Below are 16,047 nucleotides of genomic sequence, written 5' to 3'. Positions count from 1 at the left end.
ACACCCCCCATGACAAATACCCCGCTCCCTGACCACCTGATTGATGGTGGTCACGCGCATGCGTCCGAGACCTCCCTGCACGCGGAGGACAAGGGCTACCACAAGAACCTCAAGCCGCGGCAGATCCAGATGATCGCTATCGGCGGCGCGATCGGCACCGGACTGTTCCTGGGCGCCGGCGGCCGGCTGAACGCCGCGGGCCCGTCCCTGGTCATCGCCTACGCCGTGTGCGGGTTCTTCGCGTTCCTGATCCTGCGCGCCCTGGGCGAACTGGTCCTGCACCGCCCCTCGTCGGGTTCGTTCGTGTCCTACGCCCGCGAGTTCTTCGGTGAGAAGGCCGCGTTCGTCTCCGGCTGGTTCTACTGGATCAACTGGGCCACCACCACCATCGTGGACATCACCGCCGCCGCCCTCTACATGCACTTCTTCGGCAACTACATCCCCTGGATGGCCGACGTCCCGCAGTGGGCCTGGGCGCTGACCGCCCTCGTGGTGGTCCTGGCCCTGAACCTGGTCTCCGTGAAGGTCTTCGGCGAAATGGAATTCTGGTTCGCCCTGATCAAGGTCGCCGCCCTGGTCGCGTTCCTCATCATCGGCACCTACTTCGTCATCTTCGGCACCCCCGTGGACGGCCAGCAGGTGGGCATCAGCCTGCTTTCCGACAACGGCGGGATCTTCCCCAACGGCCTGCTGCCCATGATCATCCTCATGCAGGGTGTCCTGTTCGCCTACGCCTCCATCGAACTGGTCGGCACCGCCGCCGGTGAAACCGAGAACCCCGAAAAGATCATGCCCAAGGCCATCAACTCCGTGGTCTTCCGCATCGCCGTGTTCTACGTCGGCTCCGTGATCCTGCTGGCCCTGCTGCTGCCGTTCACCTCCTACCAGAAGGGCGTCAGCCCCTTCGTGACGTTCTTCGGCTCCATCGGCATCCAGGGCGTGGACGTCATCATGAATCTCGTGGTCCTCACCGCCGCCCTGTCCTCGCTGAACGCCGGGCTCTACTCCACCGGACGGATCCTGCGCTCCATGTCCGTCAACGGCTCCGCGCCCAAGTTTGCCTCCCGCATGAACAAGGCCGGCGTCCCCTACGGCGGCATCGCCATCACCGCCGTCGTCTCCCTGCTGGGTGTCCCGCTGAACTACCTGGTCCCCGCCCAAGCCTTCGAAATCGTCCTGAACATCGCCTCCGTGGGCATCGTCATGACGTGGGCCACGATCGTGCTCTGCCAGATCCAGCTCAAGCGCTGGGCCGACAAAGGCTGGGTGGAGCGCCCCTCCTTCCGCATGTTCGGCGCCCCCTACACCGGCTACCTGTCGCTGCTCTTCCTGGTAGGCGTCCTGGTGATGGTGTTCATCGACTCCCCGCTGACCATGCTGGTGACGGCCATCGCCTCGGTCCTCATGGTCATCGGCTGGTACGCCTGCCGCCACCGCATCCGTGAAATCGCCGAGACCCGCGAAGGTTTCACCGGAATGTCCCCGGTGGTGGCCAACGCGCCTGCTGACACCTTCAAGAAGTAACAGCTTTAACGTCGACGGCGGCACCTGGGTTCTTTTTGGTGAAGAACCCGGGTGCCGCCGTCGGGGTTTAACGGCAGTTCCTGCCCGTCACTTGGACGGCTTGACCACCATGGCCGAGCCGCCGCCGCGCCGCACAGGCTCGGCTGCAGCCAGGACCCGCCCGTCCTCAAGGAACTCGATGGCGGTGGCTGCGCCGATCTCCGAGGCGGACGTGAACGAGTCGCCCGACGGGGTCAGCTTATGGCCGAAACGGTCGGTCAACGCCTTTCCGTACTTGTCGATGAAGGCCGGTTCGGCGGTGACGCTGGCGGTGTTCCGCTGCGAAGCACGGGGGGCCGCAATGGCATCCGGGGTGCTCATGCCCAGGTCAATCCGGTTGACGATGGTCTGCAGGACCGTGGTGATGATGGTGGAGCCGCCAGGCGAGCCCAGGGCAAGGAACGGCTTGCCGTCCTCCAGCAGGATGGTGGGCGACATGGATGAACGAGGCCGCTTGCCCGGCTCGATCCGGTTGGGGTCAGTGGCTTTGTACTCCGTGGAGAAGTCGGTGAGCTCGTTGTTCAGCAGGAACCCGCGGCCGGGAACAACCATTCCGGAGCCGCCGGTCTGTTCGATGGTCAGCGTGTATTCGACCACGTTGCCCCACTTGTCCGAGACCGTCATGTTCGTGGTGGAGATGTTCTCCGTGTCCTTCTCGTCCGCGAGCGCCGCCGGTTCCACGGGGCAGGTGCCGTCGTATGAGGTGACGTCACCGGGCTGGACAGGCTTGGTGGCTGCGTGGTTGGGGTCGAGTTCGCAAGAGCGTTCCTTGCCGAAGATCGGATCGGTCAGGGCCTCGGTGGGCACATCCACGAAGGCGGGATCCCCCACGTACTTGCCGCGGTCCGCGAACGCCAGGGCGCTGGCCTCCAGGTAGTGGTGCAGCACGGCCGGGTCATCCTTCAGGCCTGGCAGGTCGAATACGTCCAGGATGTTCAGCGACTCCCCCACGGTGGTGCCGCCGCTGCTGGAGGGTGCCATGCCGTAGACGTCATAGCCGCGGTAGTTCACGTGGGTGGGGTCCTGGTCCAGCGCTTCGTAGTCGGCAAGGTCCTCCGCCGTCATGGAACCGACGGGCACCGGGAGGGTGGTGTCCGGGGACTTGGGCGGGCTCTGCACCGTCTTAGCGATCTCCTCGGCCAGCGGGCCGTTGTAGAACGCACTCATGCCATCCTTGGCCAGCATGCGGTAGGTGGCCGCGAGGTCGTGGTTCTTGAAGATTGAGCCAACCTCGGGCAGCTTGCCGCCCTGCAGGTACAGGTCCTTGGTGGAGGTGAAGGCCGCGAACCGCGTCTGGTTGTCCTGGGTCTGGCTGCGGAAGGTCTCATCCACCACAAACCCGCGGTCTGCCACTTTGATGGCAGGCTTCAGCGCGTCCTTCAGGCTGACTGTACCCCAGCGCTCCAGCGCCCGCTCCCACGTAGCCGGTGTGCCCGGGACACCCACCGAGACACCGCTGGTGACCAATTCGGGGGTGAAGCGGTATGGCTTGCCGGTGGCGGGATCGATGAAGGCATCCTGCTTGATTCCCGCCGGCGCGGTTTCGCGCCCGTCAATGGTGCTGACCTTCCCGGACTTCGCGTCGTAGTACACGAAATAGCCGCCGCCACCGATTCCGGCACTGTACGGTTCGGTGACGCCAAGGGTGGCTGCCGCAGCGACGGCGGCATCCACGGCATTTCCGCCCTTGCTGAGGACTTCGATGGCCGCCGCTGACGCGTCCGGGTCCACGGTGCTGACCGCACCACCGTAACCGGTGGCTGTGGGATCCTTGTCGGTCTGCCGGGGATCGGCGGAGGCCGGGCTGATGGCCCCTGTGGTGACGCTCATCGCCAGCGCCGCAGTAACAGCTGCGAGCCGGCGTCCGAGATGTGGCATGGTGGCTCCTAAGTGGGGGTCGAGTGATGTTGGCCACGCTACTCTTCGGGTAGGACACTCTCAACGACTCCGGAAGGACGGGCACCATGGCAGGATCGAAGCTCGCAGTAGTGGGCGCCGGGAGCGTCGGAACTTCGCTGGCGTATGCGGCGCTGATCCGCGGCTCTGCCAGCAACATCGCGTTGTTCGACGTCAACGCACCCAAGGCGGAGGCCGAAGCCCTGGACCTGGCGCACGGAAGCCAGTTCGCTGCAGCCTCGGCGACCGTCACCGGAGGCGGCGATATCGCCGTAACGGAAGGCGCCGACGTCGTGGTCATCACGGCGGGCGCCAAGCAGAATCCCGGACAAAGCCGCCTGGACCTCGCCGGCACCAACGTGCGGATCCTGGAACAACTGATGCCGCCCCTGCTTGAACGCGCACCGGACGCTGTCTATGTCCTGGTGACCAACCCCTGCGATGTCCTGACGGTAGCCGCCCAGCGCATTTCCGGACTGCCCACAGAGCGGATCTTCTCCTCCGGCACGGTGCTGGACACCTCCCGCTTACGCTGGCTGCTGGCGCGCCGGGCAGGGGTTTCCGTCACCAGCGTCCACGCCAGCATGGTGGGCGAACACGGCGATACAGAATTTCCCCTTTGGTCCGGTGCCACGATCGGCCCGGTTCCCATCCGCGACTGGACGGAACATGGTGAGCGGATCTTTACGCCCGAATACCTTGCCACCACTGCAAAGGAAGTGGTGCAGGCCGCCTACAAGGTGATCGCCGGCAAGGGGGCCACCAACTATGCCATCGGCCTGTCCGGCGCCAGGATTGTGGAGGCGCTGCTCCGCGACGACAACGCCGTCCTGCCCGTCTCCACCGTGCTGTCCGGGCTTCACGGGATCTCCGGAGTGGCCCTTTCACTCCCCAGCGTGGTGGGCCGCGGCGGCGTGCACCGCGTCCTGGAAACACCCATGGACGACGGCGAGCTGGCGGCTTTGCGGCTCTCCGCGGACACCTTGCGGAACACCATGGACGCCCTGGGCCTCTGACAACCACACCGACCAACAGGAGCAACGCATGACCAACTGGCGCATCAGGGATTTCCACTCAGCGGACCTGGACGGGATCCTGCACCTCTGGGAGACGCTCAAGGCAAACAACGTCGAACCTGTCTACGCCCTGTCCGAGGTCCTCGCCTCCTGCGAAAAGGACCACGCCGTGGTGGCGGTGCAGGGTGACCAGGTGGTGGGCGCGGCGGTGGGGCGCGCCGCACACGACCAGGGCTGGATCGTCTTCCTGGCCACCCTGCCCGAGTACCGCGGCCGGGGGATTGGCACCTCGCTGCTGGCCGCCGTCGAAAACCGGATGGCGCCGCACGGCCTGAACAAGCTGTCGGCGCTGATGCCGGAGTCCGAAACCCGGGTGGAGGCGTTCCTGGGCCGCGGCTTCGCGCTCAAGAAGAACCTGCGCTACTTCGAGCGGACCATCCCCGTGCAGCGCCAGGAACTCGGCGCGCTGGGCCAGCTCGGCGGCCGCGTCCTGGCGCGCGACCTATGGGAAAACGTGGCGGGCATGCGCAGGGAAAAGGAGTTGCTCGAACGCCGCCTGGTGCTTCCGCTCGCCGAGGCGGACCTGGCTGATGAATTCGGCGTGGTGCCGCCGCGCGCCGTCGTCCTGTTCGGCCCGCCCGGAACGGGCAAGACCACCTTCGCCAAGGCCATCGCCTCCCGGCTCGAATGGCCGTTCGTTGAAGTGTTCCCCTCCCGGCTGGCCGGCGATCCCCAGGGACTGGCCGGCGCGCTCCGCGAAACTTTCCTGGAGATCGCCGAGCTGGAGCACGCCGTGGTGTTCATCGACGAGGTGGAGGAGATCGCCTCCCAGCGGGCCGGGGACCCGCCGTCACCGCTGCAGGGCGTGACCAACGAGCTGCTCAAGATCATCCCTGCGTTCCGCGAACAACCGGGCCGGCTCCTGGTCTGCGCCACCAACTTCATCCGCGCCCTGGACTCGGCCTTCCTGCGCCATGGCCGGTTCGACTACGTGATCCCTATCGGGTTGCCGGACCGCCAGGCCCGCGAGGCGATGTGGCAGCGGTTCATCCCCGCGGCCGTGGTGGATGCCGTGGACGTGGAGCTGCTGGTGGAGCGTACTGAAGGCTTTTCCCCGGCGGATATTGAGTACGCAGCCCGGAGCGCCTCCCAGCGGGCGCTGGAAAAAGCAGTGTACGACGACGGCGGGCTGGCGTCCGGGGGTGACGTTTCCGTCCGCGAGGCGGTGCGGAAGGGGCCCTCCACGCAGGACTACCTGGACGCCATCGGCGATACCCGCACCACGGTGAGTCCGGAAGTGCAGGCGGACTTCCTCGAGGACATTGAGGCCCTGGGGCGGGTCTAGGGCGTGTCTCCTAAAGATGTCAGCCAGATGTTGATTGCTCGGAGGACTGCTCCGCCCCGGTAAGTGAGGGCGAGTTTGTCGTAGCGGGTTGCCAGGGCTCGCCACTGTTTGAAGGTGTTGAAATTGCGTTCGACGACGTTGCGGCCTTTGTAGTCCACTTTGTCGAAGACCGGCGGCCTGCCGCCGGTGGATCCTCGTCGCTTCCGATGGCCGATCTGGTCGGAAGGTTGCGGGATGACAGCGATGATGCCGCGGTCCCGGAGGTGAGTCCGGATGGCTCTGGATGAGTAGGCCTTGTCACCGCGGATCCGCTCCGGGCGGGTTCGTGGCCTGCCCGGACCCGCCCTGTTGACCTTCAAATGGTTCATGAGGTGAGCGAACATCGGCGCGTCTCCGCCCTGGCCCGGCGCGACCAGCAGCACCAAAGGCCTGCCCTTGCCGTCAACCAGGGCGTGAATCTTGGTGCTCAGTCCGCCGCGGGAGCGCCCAATTGCATGGTCTTCCGGCTCAGCAAACAGATTCATGTAATTCGAGCCGGCCCCCTGTGGCGCGGGGAAGGTTGGTGCCGTGTTGGTGGGCACGGTTGACCGTCGAGTCGACCGAGACAGACCAGTCCACTTCACCGCGCGCATCCGCGACCGTCAGAAGTGCCGCCAAGATGCTGTCCCACGTTCCGTCACCGCTATATCGGCGGTGGCGCTTCCAAATGGTCTGCCACGGGCCGAACTCGGAAGGCATATCCCGCCAAGCGATCCCGCACCGATACCGGTAGATGATGCCCTCGACCACCCGGCGGTCGTCCCGGAAAGGACGCCCCCGGCGGCCAGCAGAGGACGGCAGCAACGGCTGAATGCGGGCCCACTGCCCATCAGTCAAAACAGAAGTACGCGACACCCATCAAGCATCCCCGACACCGACATGAGGAATTAGGAGACACGCCCTAGTCCCCGGGACCGGCGTCGTACCGGAGGTTTTCGTAGTCAGTGTCGTCCGCCTCGTCCAGCTCCGCGTCGTATTCCTCGAGCAGCCACGGGTTCACACGGGCCAGGATCTTCCGGATCTCCTCCACTTCCACGGCGGCGTACAGCACCGGCCGGGCATCCCGGTACTTGGTGACCGGCGGTTTCTCCGGCCACTTTTCCGCCAGCGCCTGGACCCGCTCCGGCAGCGAATTGTGCGCATTGTCTGCGATCTTGACCAGGGCAGCGTCATGGTCCTGCGCGATCTCGCGGATGCAGGCCTGGTAGTCGTCCGGGTTGCTGTGCAGCCGGTTGGTGACGCGTTCGATGATGTCCACGGAGCGCTCAGGGACGCCCATCTGCAGCAGGGCCAGCCGGGTCATGGGCGTGTCCTCCGCGACGTCGTGGAGGTATCCGGCAATCCGGATCTCATCGTCGAAGTCCGCCAGGGCGTCGCCCACGGCCAGGACGTGGTCGCGGTACGGCCGCTTGAGTTTGTCCTTTTGCCGGTTGTGCGCCACCTCGGCCAGGACCTTGGCGGTCTCCACCGTGAAGCTGGGTGCAGGGCTCTGATGCGGAATGTACTCGTCTGGCATGCACCAAGCCTAAGGCTCGGGCTGGGCAATGCCCGGCCAGACCCACGGCTCCCTCGGCAGGTGCGCCGGGTCAAAAGCCTCAAGGGCGTGGTCCAGGGTTCCGGCGGGCAATCCCAACGAAGCGAGCAGCCGGTCCCGCACCGCTTCGGCACTCGCTCCGGCCTGGGCCAGGTCAGTCAACGTGACAGCACCGTCCCGCTTTGCCAGGCGCGCGCCGTCGCGGTTCACCACGAGGGGAACGTGCGCATATTCCGGTATAGGAATATCCAGAAGTGAGGCCAGGTAGGCCTGCCGGGGCGTGGACGGGAGCAGATCGTCGCCCCGGACCACCTGGTCTATGCCCTGTTCGGCATCATCCACCACGACGGCCAGGTTATACGCCACCACCCCGTCATTGCGGCGCAGCACGAAGTCGTCCACCACGCCGGTGAACTGGCCGTGGAGGACATCGTTCACAGTGAACGCCGCAACCCCGGCGCGCAGCCGGAGGGCCGATGGCCGGAGAGAACGCTTGAACTCCAGCTCGGCAGGGTCCAGGTTGCGGCAGGTTCCGGGGTAGGCGCCCTGCGGGGCGTGTGGTGCGGACGCCGCCTCCTGGATCTCCCGGCGCGTGCAGAAGCACTCATAGGTGAGCCCTGCTTCCGCCAGCCGCGCGATTGCCTGGTCATACAGCGGTCCACGGTCGGTTTGCCGGACTATGTCGCCGTCCCAGGTCACGCCGATCGCCGACAGGTCACGAAGCTGCACCGCTTCCGCCCCGGTGCGGGCCCGGTCAAGGTCCTCCACGCGTAACAGGAACCTCCGGCCCGTGGAGCGGGCAAAAAGCCAGGCAAGGATGGCGGTCCGCAGGTTCCCGACATGCAGCTCGCCGGAGGGACTGGGGGCGAAGCGGCCGGCGGAGGTCATGGCTCCACCTTAGGCGGAAGAACACAAGAGCCCCTCAGCTACCGATGACTGCGGAAATCCGACGTCGGTAGCTCAGGGGCCCTTGCCGTGTTTTTAGAGTGAGCATGGTGTGAACAAGTCTCAATCAGCGGCGGCCTCCTTGCGGGAAGCGAGGTCCAGGGACCGGGTGGTGTGCCGGGGATCCTGTAAGCCTGCGGGATTCAGCGGTAGCTTGTGCCCTTGTTGCCACTATTTCAGCAGAGCCCATACAGTTGGGGCAACAAGCAGGACTTAGGCTAGTCATTCTGATCACTTCCTGTGGTCCAGGACGAGAGGAAGTGATCAAATTGCAGGAACTCGATCCAACAGACAAGCGAATCCTGAATGCCCTGGACGATGATCCGCGCGTCCCCGTGATGGTGCTGGCCCAAAAGCTGGGCCTGGCACGCGGGACGGTACAGTCGCGGCTGGAGCGGATGACGGCATCGGGTGCCCTCCGCCCCAACAGCAGCCGCGTACTGCCATCGGCCCTGGGCCGGGGCGTGGCCGCCGCTGTGAGCGCAGAACTTGACCAGAGCCACCTGGACGAGGCCATCGCCGCCCTGCGCAAGATTCCCGAAGTCCTGGAGTGCCATGCGCCGGCCGGGGACACGGACCTCCTCATCCGTGTGGTGGCTAGAAGCCCGGACGACCTCTACCGCGTCTCCGAAGAGATCCGCCTCTGCCCCGGCATCGTCCGGACGTCCACCAGCATGTTCCTGCGCGAGGTCATCCCGTACCGCACCACCGGGCTGCTGGAAGGATAGTGCTCCCCATCGCCGGTGAAGGGCGGCCGGGCTAGGCTGGCGTGGAGGAACCAACGGGGGGATCACATGGCGGGGAACTTTTACGGCGGGGATGTGGCGCAGCTCCGGCAGCTCGCCAAGGAGCTGTCCCGCGGCGCAAACCGGCTGAACGGCTTGGAACAACAGCTTGGCAGCAGCATCGGTTCAGGCCAATGGAAAGGCAGGGACGGTGACAGGTTCCGCAGCGAATGGACCTCAGCCCACGCCAAACTGCTGAGGTCGGCCACCGCAGGGCTGGAGCTCGCAGCGAAGGATCTGCTGGCCAACGCAGACGAACAAGAGAAGGCCAGCAGCAGTGGATCCGGCGGGTCCGGCGGTGGCAGGGGCTCCGGAACCGGAGGCGGGGAAACGGCCCAGGACCTGACAGCTCTGCTGACCTCCATGACACCTGCGGAGCGGCGCGCGTACCTGCTCAGCGATGATTTCCGGCAGTGGGCCCAAGCCAACCCGGATGCAGCCAAGAGCGCCATGGATTCCGCCGCGGATTCAGGCCTGATCAGCACGAACTCCAAGGGGTATCGGGACTTTCTCGATTCCTACTGGAACGGCCAGGCGATGCTGGAAATGGGCATCGACCCAGCGGATTGGGACACGTCCAAGGGCACGGAATACAACTGGGAAACCATTGCCAAGGTTTACGACTTTTACGGCCAGGCCTACCTTTCCAACCCGGACCTACAGTGGGCAGGCATGGCGAACATGATTGGCCCGTCCTTCGCCGGCGGGTTCCGGGACATGGCCATGCTTCGGGATCTGGCCCGGCAGATCACTGACAACCCGGCTTCGGACATACCCCTTCCGGTCGTGGACCAGCTCGAACAGCTGGCAGGCATGACGGACCAGGAGATCCGTTATTACGAAACCAGCATGCTGGACATGAACAAGGAGATCTTCCTGGACCAGGCCCGTCAGCACCAGGCGTACATGAGCGGCGGGATCGACGAGATCAACCGGCTTCGCGACTCAGGCGCCATTGACTACGGCACGGCCAACGCGTGGGCGCAGATCGATTCGGGCAACCCGGACCAGGTCCGGGATGGCAACACAACACTGCTGTACCGCGAGCAAAACGAGATCATCGCCGACGATTATGACAACATGCGCAGCCACCCGGGCGGCGAAGCAGTGACATATATGGTGACGCTTGCCGGCGAACCCTCCATCCCCGGCGCCAGGAGCTACCCTGAAGTCTTTCCCTACACTTCCAGGGTGGAAAGCCCCGGACCGGAGAACATCCCCTTTACCAACTGGGACAACCCGGCCCAATTCCGAACCGACTTCACAACGGGCTTCCCGGATGGCAACATCGCGGACGCGGACCAGCGCTGGAATCTCATCAAGCAGGACACCCTGCCGGCCTACCAGCACCTGCTGGCAACGGACCCGGCCCGTGCAGCGCAAATCATTGGCTCGGACTTCGACGGCCGGGTGGACCAGTACCGCCCCACCAACAACGTGGCGGGCATCATGGACCGGTTCCTTGACGGGTTCGGCGCGGAGGTCCACCAGTGACCCGACTCCGCTGGCGCGGCGCATCCGGCAAGGGCTCCGCCGTCGTCCTTGGCCTCCTTGCACTCCTTGTCCTGGCCGGCTGCCGTACAGCAGTGCCGGCACCCGCCGATCCAGCAACATCCACGTCATCTTCTGCAGGGAGCACAGTGAAAACCTCAGCATTCTCCACCCTTGACGCCGCCGGCGTGGAAAGTATCCGCAACACCAAGACGGCGCGGCTGGACATGAGCTCGGGGCGACTGGAAAAGAACGCGGTCCGTGTCACCCAGGACAGCTACGGGCCCGAGGTCAACACCCGCGGCTCGGGCAAGATCAACCTCAGCATCCTGGCTCCCAACGGTGAAATTACGGCCGCGACGGACAGGATCCGTTTCAACACCACGGATACGCGAACCGACTTCAGTGAGGTCACCTATTTCCTCACCGCCAACTCCCCGGAGGAGTTCTTTGAGCTGATCAGGGACGGCGTGCAGCGGTATGGCATATCGGCGGAGTCCGCTGAAGAGTGGATCGACAGCACGAAGGCGGATCCGACCTCAAAAAGTGATTTCTCCATCACGCCCGGCACCGGAACAGGACTTACGGTGAACTACGATCTTCGCTTCGACGGCAGCAAGGACACACAGGTCATCATCGTCCATGTCCTGCCCGCAGCCTGACCTGAAGCCCTGCGTTGGCTGCTACACCGGCGGCCCGGCGTTGGACTTCAGGTTCTTCATGACCAGCGTTGACGTCAGCCGCTCCACGCCCGGCAGGGACGTCAGCTCGGTGTCGTAGAAGCGCTGATAAGCGGGCAGGTCCTCGGCAATAACCTTCAATAAGTAGTCCGGGGATCCAAAGAGGCGTTGTGCCTCCACAATGTTGGGGTTATCGGCCACCTGGTTTTCGAAGACTTCCATCGTGGACCTGTCCACTTGGCGGAGCGTGACAAACACAATTGCCTCGAAGCCCAGGCCTACGGCGGCGGGGTCGATATCAGCTTTGTACCCGCGGATCACGCCGGACTGTTCCAGATCCCGCAGCCGGCGGTGGCATGGCGCCACGGTCAGGCCGACCTTGGCGGCGAGGGCGGTGGCAGTCATGCGGCCATCCTCCTGGAGGTGGCGCAAGATATTTCTGTCGATTCGATCCAGCACGCAATAAATATACTGCCCAAGCCGCGGGGCGGGCGAAAACCGGACAGCACTTTTGGCCGGATTCTCCCTATGGTTGCTCCTGAGAGCGTTCGACAGGAGAGAACCCATGAATCCGCAGCTGTTCCTGGCCTTTTTGGTGGTGGCCGCAGCACTGGCCTGCACCCCGGGAGTGGACTGGGCCTACACCATTTCGGCAGGGCTCCGTCAACGCAGCTTTGTTCCGGCGGTGGCGGGGCTCTGCGGCGGCTATGTCCTCCACACCGCACTGCTGGTGGCCGGCCTGGCCGCAGTGCTCGCGGGCATGCCCGGCGTCCTGGGCTGGATCACCCTGGCGGGTGCGGGCTACCTGCTGTGGCTTGGGGTGGGAACGCTGCGGTCCTGGCGGGCTGCCAGCTTCAGTGCGGACGCCACCGGCCCCGGCACCCAGCTGCGCACCTTCCTGCAGGGCATGGGTACCAGCGGGATTAACCCGAAGGGCCTGCTCTTCTACGTTGCCCTCATTCCGCAGTTCGTCAGCGCCGACGCCTCCCTCCCCGTGCCGGTGCAATCCGGGCTGCTGGGCCTGACCTTCGTGGCGCTGGCTGGAATCGTTTACACGGTGGTGGCCCTGCTCTCGCGCACTCTGCTGCAGAGCAGGCCCGGCGCTGCGCGGGCGGTGACCCTGGCCAGCGGCATCATCATGGTGGCCCTGGGAGCCCTGCTGCTGGGCGAGCAGGTGGCGCCTTTCCTGGCTGGCCGCGCCTGATTCCCGGACGCAGTCCTAATCCCCGCTGAGGTCCTTCCAGTCCTGCTCCCAGATCCGCCGCATCTCCTCATCCTTGCGGATGGGCACCGGACCCTCCAGCTCCCGCTGCGGTTCCGGGTCCGGGCGCCGGCGACCCCAGTCACGCGGGTTCAGGGACCGGCGGCTTGATTCGAGCACCAGCAGCGCCCGGTCCGTCAACGCGTCATTGCGGAGCACCAGATGGGTCTTGCGGCGGCGGAGGACCTCGGCGATTGCCTCGTGTGCGGCATCCAGCCTGCCCTCCCGGCGGAGGGCACGTGCCCGGACCAGCAGCAGGGCGGCGGAGAGGTCGTCCGCGTTCAGCAGTCCCTCCGTCCAGTCGATGACGGTGCGGCTGCGTCCCAGGGTAAGGGCCAGCGAGCAGCGCGCCAGGGCCATGGGCAGCGACGGCGGAAGCCCGGCCAGTGCATCGAGCGCGGCTTCGGTGCGGCCGGTTTCGCGCAGCGAATGGGCCAGGGCGAGGAACACCCCCTCCTCGCTGAACAGCACGGGGATCTCCACCCTCTCGGCGAGTTCGATCCTGGTGACAATCCTGGTGAGGTAGGTGGAGGAGTAGCGGTTCGCTTCGTCGTCGTTCCTGGTGGTGAGCCCCCGCTGGAGGAGCTCGGAAGCACGCAGGTAACCGCCGTGCTTGTACACCAGCAGCCCAGCCATCAGGTAGCAGAGACCCGCCCACCCGGGATACGCCCGCGCCAGGGTGATCAGCCCTTCCGGCTCCCGGCTGGTGAAGACGGCTTCGTGCACCGCCCTGGCCTGCTTGGGCATGAGCCGCTTGAGCCGCGGCACCTCACCGTCAATGGACAGCAGTGCTGGGTTGCGGCCGCCCAGGACCCCGGTCAGCAGGCCGCCTACCCCTCCGGCGAGATCGTGGACAGGCGTACGGAGATGGGCCGGCCCAAAGGGCGTGAGATCGCGGCTGTCCCAGTAGATCGGTGCAGTGTCCCCGGCGCTCATCCTTCCATGCTAACCGGGAGGTGTTCCGTGCTGGATGCCCGGCGTCCGGGACGGCTGGATGCACAAGGCCTTGTCCCCGGCACCATTTTCAGGAAAGGTGGTAAGCACCCTTAGTAATGAATCAGCAAGGAGAGAGAGCCATGCAGATCGACAAGAACCAGATCCTCGAACTCCTGCGGTCGCAGGGGGACCAGGACAAGGCGTCGCAGGCGGAGTCGGAGCTGCCGGACCAGGTGGATACCGAGCAGCACGCAGGCCTGCTGTCCAAACTCGGCATCAATCCGGCCGACCTGCTGTCCAAGCTTCCCGGCGGCCTGGGGGACAAGCTGCCGGGTGGGCTGGGCGACAAACTCGGCGGGCTGGGACTCTAAGGAGACAAACTCCGGCGGTCAGCTCCTGGCCATGAACCATTCGGTGAAGGAGCTGGCGTGCCCGGAGTCGTCAAACCTGACGACCCCGCCCACGCAACGGATTCAGCCGTTGGCGGCGGCTATCCACACCCCGATAACCCAGGTGCTGGCGGCAAGGCAGGCGAGCCCGAATTCTGCGAGCATGCCCAAACCGGTGGCCTTCAGGGCGGCCCAACTGGACCTCGCCGCCGTCGAAAAGTTCCGGGTCCGGAGGAACTCGCTGAGCAGCAGTCCTGCGGCGAAGCCAACGAAGAGGCCCACCACCGGAATGATGAACATTCCCACGACGCCGGCCACCAGGGCCACCACGATGCTGCGGCTGGGAATGGCGTGCTGCTTCAGCTTCCTCCCGGTGAGGACAGCGCCGGCAGTCATTCCCGCAGCTACGAAGATCATGGCCACCGCAAAGACCACCCACCCGGCTGTCCCGGCGCCGCCCCAGATGGCCCAGGCCAGCAGGCTGACGCCGATCAGGACACTTCCGGGCAGGACGGGAATGATGGTGCCCGCCACCCCCACCAGGATCGCCAGGCCGCACAGGATGGTCACCACGGTCTCGGAGTTCATGGTCCCCAGTCTAGGGGCCTGCTAAACGCCCGACGGCGGCGCCTCCTGCCGCAAAGGAGGCGCCGCCGTCGTGGTTTCCTGCAGGAAGAAGCCCTACTCCGCCTCCACCGCCGCGGCCACTGCCGCGGTGACGGCCGGCGCCACGCGCGGGTCCAGCGGGCTGGGCACGATGTACTCGGCCGAAAGGTCCTCGGCCGCGAGTTCGGCGATGGCGCGGGCCGCGGCAAGCTTCATGGCCGGAGTGATCCGGCGGGCACCGGCGTCGAGCGCGCCGCGGAAGATGCCGGGGAACGCCAGGACGTTGTTGATCTGGTTGGGGAAGTCGCTGCGGCCGGTAGCCACTACCGCGGCGTACTTCACTGCCACCTCGGGCAGGACCTCGGGGTCCGGGTTGGACAGGGCGAACACGATGGCGTCCTGGTTCATCGTGGCCAGGTGCGCCTCGTCCAGCTTGGAGGAGGAGACGCCGATGAAGACGTCGGCCCCGGCCAGCGCCTCGGCGGGACCGCCGGAAATACCGCGGGGATTGCTGCGGCCGGCAATGTCCGCCTTCTTGCTCGTGGCGTCGGCTGCGAGGTCCGGACGGCTGCTGTTGATGACCCCGCGCGAGTCGAGCAGGACCACGTCGCCGATGCCGGCCGCCAGCAGGATTTCGGCGACGGCGATTCCCGCCGCGCCTGCGCCGGACACCACCACCTTCAGCCCCTCCAGGCTGCGGCCGGTCACCTTGGCGGCGTTGGTCAGCGCCGCGAGGGCAACCACGGCGGTGCCGTGCTGGTCGTCGTGCATGACGGGGCAATCAAGGGCTTCGATCAGCTTTTCCTCGAGCTCGAAGCAGCGCGGGGCGGAGATGTCCTCAAGGTTCACCGCGCCAAAGCTGGGGCGCAGGCGGACCAAGGTTTCCACGATCTCGTCAACATCGGTGGTGTTGAGGACCAGCGGGATGGAGTCGAGATCACCGAAGGTCTTGAAGAGGGCGGACTTGCCCTCCATGACGGGCAGCGAGGCGCTCGCGCCGATGTTGCCAAGGCCCAGGACCGCCGTGCCGTCGCTGACCACGACCACCAGGCGCTCGGCCCAGGTCAGGGTGCGGGCCAACTCAGGCTTGGCGTGGATGGCACGGCTGACCTCGGCCACGCCCGGGGTGTAGGCGATGGACAGGTCCCGCTTGTTGGACAGCGGCACGGTGCTGGTGATGGACAGCTTGCCGCCCTGATGGGCGCCGAAGATCTCGTCCTCAGTCAGGGCGGTGGCTGCCGAACTGTCGGTGGCTGTGATTGCGTCAATGGACACGTCGTTGTCTCCTGGTGCTCGCCGTGGGCGCACGGCACATGGGGCTGGAGGCCGGGTGGACTCCAGCAGGGAAAAGTAGTGCGACAGGAAACCCAGGGGTGGCGGGTCCGTGGGAACGCCGGGGATGTTTCCGCCCTGCCGCTCCTGTGCCTCCATGGTAGGCAACCGAAGAACCGCTGTTTGGCCCCTCTTGACAGCAAAACGGCTGGGTAAAGCGTTTAACCCTTGCTCTGTGTGGTCCAGATCACGGCATTATGGCGTATTTATGGCCCTCCTGGTCTAGACC

General features: G+C 65.7%; 16 protein-coding genes. 8 read left to right on the top strand and 8 right to left on the bottom strand.

Going from position 1 to position 16,047, the window contains the following annotated elements; genetic code table 11:
* Positions 1-9: 9 nt before the first annotated feature.
* Positions 10-1,524, top strand: coding sequence for an amino acid permease (locus QF031_RS21145; protein WP_307432910.1), 1,515 nt, complete (start codon positions 10-12; stop codon positions 1,522-1,524).
* An 87-nt stretch (positions 1,525-1,611) separates the two neighbouring features.
* Here the strand turns inward: QF031_RS21145 and ggt are convergent, their stop codons facing one another.
* Positions 1,612-3,441, bottom strand: coding sequence for a gamma-glutamyltransferase (gene ggt, locus QF031_RS21140; RefSeq protein ID WP_307432908.1), 1,830 nt, complete (start codon positions 3,439-3,441; stop codon positions 1,612-1,614).
* Between the two features lie 86 nt (positions 3,442-3,527).
* On the opposite strand from ggt, the gene QF031_RS21135 reads away from it, so the two are divergent.
* Together QF031_RS21135 and QF031_RS21130 are read left to right on the top strand one after the other, a co-directional pair.
* Complete coding sequence (locus QF031_RS21135) at positions 3,528-4,475, top strand: L-lactate dehydrogenase (RefSeq protein ID WP_307432906.1); 948 nt, start codon at positions 3,528-3,530, stop codon at positions 4,473-4,475.
* Positions 4,476-4,503: 28 nt separating this feature from the next.
* Positions 4,504-5,820 carry an ATP-binding protein gene (locus tag QF031_RS21130; RefSeq protein WP_307432904.1) on the top strand — a complete coding sequence of 439 codons (1,317 nt, stop codon included), beginning with the start codon at positions 4,504-4,506 and terminating at the stop codon, positions 5,818-5,820.
* Here the strand turns inward: QF031_RS21130 and QF031_RS21125 are convergent.
* The 3 genes from QF031_RS21125 to gluQRS all read right to left on the bottom strand — a co-directional run bounded on the left by QF031_RS21125 (position 5,817) and on the right by gluQRS (position 8,281).
* Positions 5,817-6,714 (bottom strand): IS5 family transposase gene (locus QF031_RS21125; protein WP_307432901.1). Its coding sequence is split into 2 segments (ribosomal slippage): positions 5,817-6,362 and positions 6,364-6,714, totalling 897 coding nucleotides; the frame shifts between segments, so codons are not numbered across the junction. The two genes, QF031_RS21130 and QF031_RS21125, sit on opposite strands and share 4 nt — an antisense overlap.
* Positions 6,715-6,760: 46 nt before the next feature.
* Positions 6,761-7,375 carry a phosphohydrolase gene (locus tag QF031_RS21120; protein WP_307432899.1) on the bottom strand — a complete coding sequence of 205 codons (615 nt, stop codon included), beginning with the start codon at positions 7,373-7,375 and terminating at the stop codon, positions 6,761-6,763.
* Positions 7,376-7,384: 9 nt separating this feature from the next.
* Positions 7,385-8,281: a tRNA glutamyl-Q(34) synthetase GluQRS gene (gene gluQRS, locus QF031_RS21115; RefSeq protein WP_307432896.1), complete on the bottom strand. Its 897-nt coding sequence runs from the start codon at positions 8,279-8,281 to the stop codon at positions 7,385-7,387.
* Positions 8,282-8,607: 326 nt separating this feature from the next.
* Here gluQRS and QF031_RS21110 point away from each other — a divergent pair, with 326 nt between their 5' ends.
* The 3 genes from QF031_RS21110 to QF031_RS21100 all read left to right on the top strand — a co-directional run bounded on the left by QF031_RS21110 (position 8,608) and on the right by QF031_RS21100 (position 11,276).
* On the top strand, positions 8,608-9,066 hold the full coding sequence (locus QF031_RS21110) for an Lrp/AsnC family transcriptional regulator (RefSeq protein ID WP_307433568.1): 459 nt from the start codon (positions 8,608-8,610) through the stop codon (positions 9,064-9,066).
* A 66-nt stretch (positions 9,067-9,132) separates the two neighbouring features.
* A complete protein-coding gene (locus tag QF031_RS21105) occupies positions 9,133-10,617 on the top strand; it encodes a WXG100 family type VII secretion target (RefSeq protein ID WP_307432893.1) in 1,485 nt (494 codons plus the stop codon).
* 146 nt (positions 10,618-10,763) lie between these two features.
* Positions 10,764-11,276 carry a hypothetical protein gene (locus QF031_RS21100; RefSeq protein WP_370874548.1) on the top strand — a complete coding sequence of 171 codons (513 nt, stop codon included), beginning with the start codon at positions 10,764-10,766 and terminating at the stop codon, positions 11,274-11,276.
* A 21-nt stretch (positions 11,277-11,297) separates the two neighbouring features.
* Here the strand turns inward: QF031_RS21100 and QF031_RS21095 are convergent, their stop codons facing one another.
* Positions 11,298-11,753, bottom strand: coding sequence for an Lrp/AsnC family transcriptional regulator (locus QF031_RS21095; RefSeq protein WP_370874547.1), 456 nt, complete (start codon positions 11,751-11,753; stop codon positions 11,298-11,300).
* Between the two features lie 106 nt (positions 11,754-11,859).
* Between QF031_RS21095 and QF031_RS21090 the strand changes: the two genes are divergently transcribed.
* Positions 11,860-12,498: a LysE family translocator gene (locus QF031_RS21090; protein WP_307432885.1), complete on the top strand. Its 639-nt coding sequence runs from the start codon at positions 11,860-11,862 to the stop codon at positions 12,496-12,498.
* 15 nt (positions 12,499-12,513) lie between these two features.
* Here the strand turns inward: QF031_RS21090 and QF031_RS21085 are convergent, their stop codons facing one another.
* Positions 12,514-13,491 (bottom strand): hypothetical protein, encoded by a 978-nt coding sequence (locus QF031_RS21085; protein WP_307432882.1) that lies wholly within the window; start codon positions 13,489-13,491, stop codon positions 12,514-12,516.
* Between the two features lie 140 nt (positions 13,492-13,631).
* Between QF031_RS21085 and QF031_RS21080 the strand changes: the two genes are divergently transcribed.
* Positions 13,632-13,862, top strand: coding sequence for a hypothetical protein (locus tag QF031_RS21080; protein ID WP_142132234.1), 231 nt, complete (start codon positions 13,632-13,634; stop codon positions 13,860-13,862).
* Between the two features lie 102 nt (positions 13,863-13,964).
* Here the strand turns inward: QF031_RS21080 and QF031_RS21075 are convergent, their stop codons facing one another.
* Together QF031_RS21075 and QF031_RS21070 are read right to left on the bottom strand one after the other, a co-directional pair.
* Positions 13,965-14,468, bottom strand: a complete 504-nt coding sequence (locus tag QF031_RS21075; protein ID WP_307432879.1) for a DUF456 domain-containing protein — start codon at positions 14,466-14,468, stop codon at positions 13,965-13,967.
* 93 nt (positions 14,469-14,561) lie between these two features.
* Positions 14,562-15,761 carry an NAD(P)-dependent malic enzyme gene (locus QF031_RS21070; RefSeq protein ID WP_307432876.1) on the bottom strand — a complete coding sequence of 400 codons (1,200 nt, stop codon included), beginning with the start codon at positions 15,759-15,761 and terminating at the stop codon, positions 14,562-14,564.
* Positions 15,762-16,047 lie beyond the last annotated feature (286 nt).

It is taken from the genome of Pseudarthrobacter defluvii (assembly GCF_030816725.1).
Classification (GTDB): Bacteria; Actinomycetota; Actinomycetes; order Actinomycetales; family Micrococcaceae; genus Arthrobacter; species Arthrobacter defluvii_A.
Note: the sequence above shows the minus strand (reverse complement) of the source record. Positions and strands in the feature narration are given on the sequence as shown.

Coding starts and splice junctions, on each gene's coding strand:
- QF031_RS21085 (WP_307432882.1), bottom strand. CDS start 13,491: ATGAGCGCCGGGGACACTGCACCGATCTACTGGGACAGCCGCGATCTC.
- ggt (WP_307432908.1), bottom strand. CDS start 3,441: ATGCCACATCTCGGACGCCGGCTCGCAGCTGTTACTGCGGCGCTGGCG.
- QF031_RS21090 (WP_307432885.1), top strand. CDS start 11,860: ATGAATCCGCAGCTGTTCCTGGCCTTTTTGGTGGTGGCCGCAGCACTG.
- QF031_RS21075 (WP_307432879.1), bottom strand. CDS start 14,468: ATGAACTCCGAGACCGTGGTGACCATCCTGTGCGGCCTGGCGATCCTG.
- QF031_RS21135 (WP_307432906.1), top strand. CDS start 3,528: ATGGCAGGATCGAAGCTCGCAGTAGTGGGCGCCGGGAGCGTCGGAACT.
- QF031_RS21130 (WP_307432904.1), top strand. CDS start 4,504: ATGACCAACTGGCGCATCAGGGATTTCCACTCAGCGGACCTGGACGGG.
- QF031_RS21105 (WP_307432893.1), top strand. CDS start 9,133: ATGGCGGGGAACTTTTACGGCGGGGATGTGGCGCAGCTCCGGCAGCTC.
- QF031_RS21120 (WP_307432899.1), bottom strand. CDS start 7,375: ATGCCAGACGAGTACATTCCGCATCAGAGCCCTGCACCCAGCTTCACG.
- gluQRS (WP_307432896.1), bottom strand. CDS start 8,281: ATGACCTCCGCCGGCCGCTTCGCCCCCAGTCCCTCCGGCGAGCTGCAT.
- QF031_RS21080 (WP_142132234.1), top strand. CDS start 13,632: ATGCAGATCGACAAGAACCAGATCCTCGAACTCCTGCGGTCGCAGGGG.
- QF031_RS21145 (WP_307432910.1), top strand. CDS start 10: ATGACAAATACCCCGCTCCCTGACCACCTGATTGATGGTGGTCACGCG.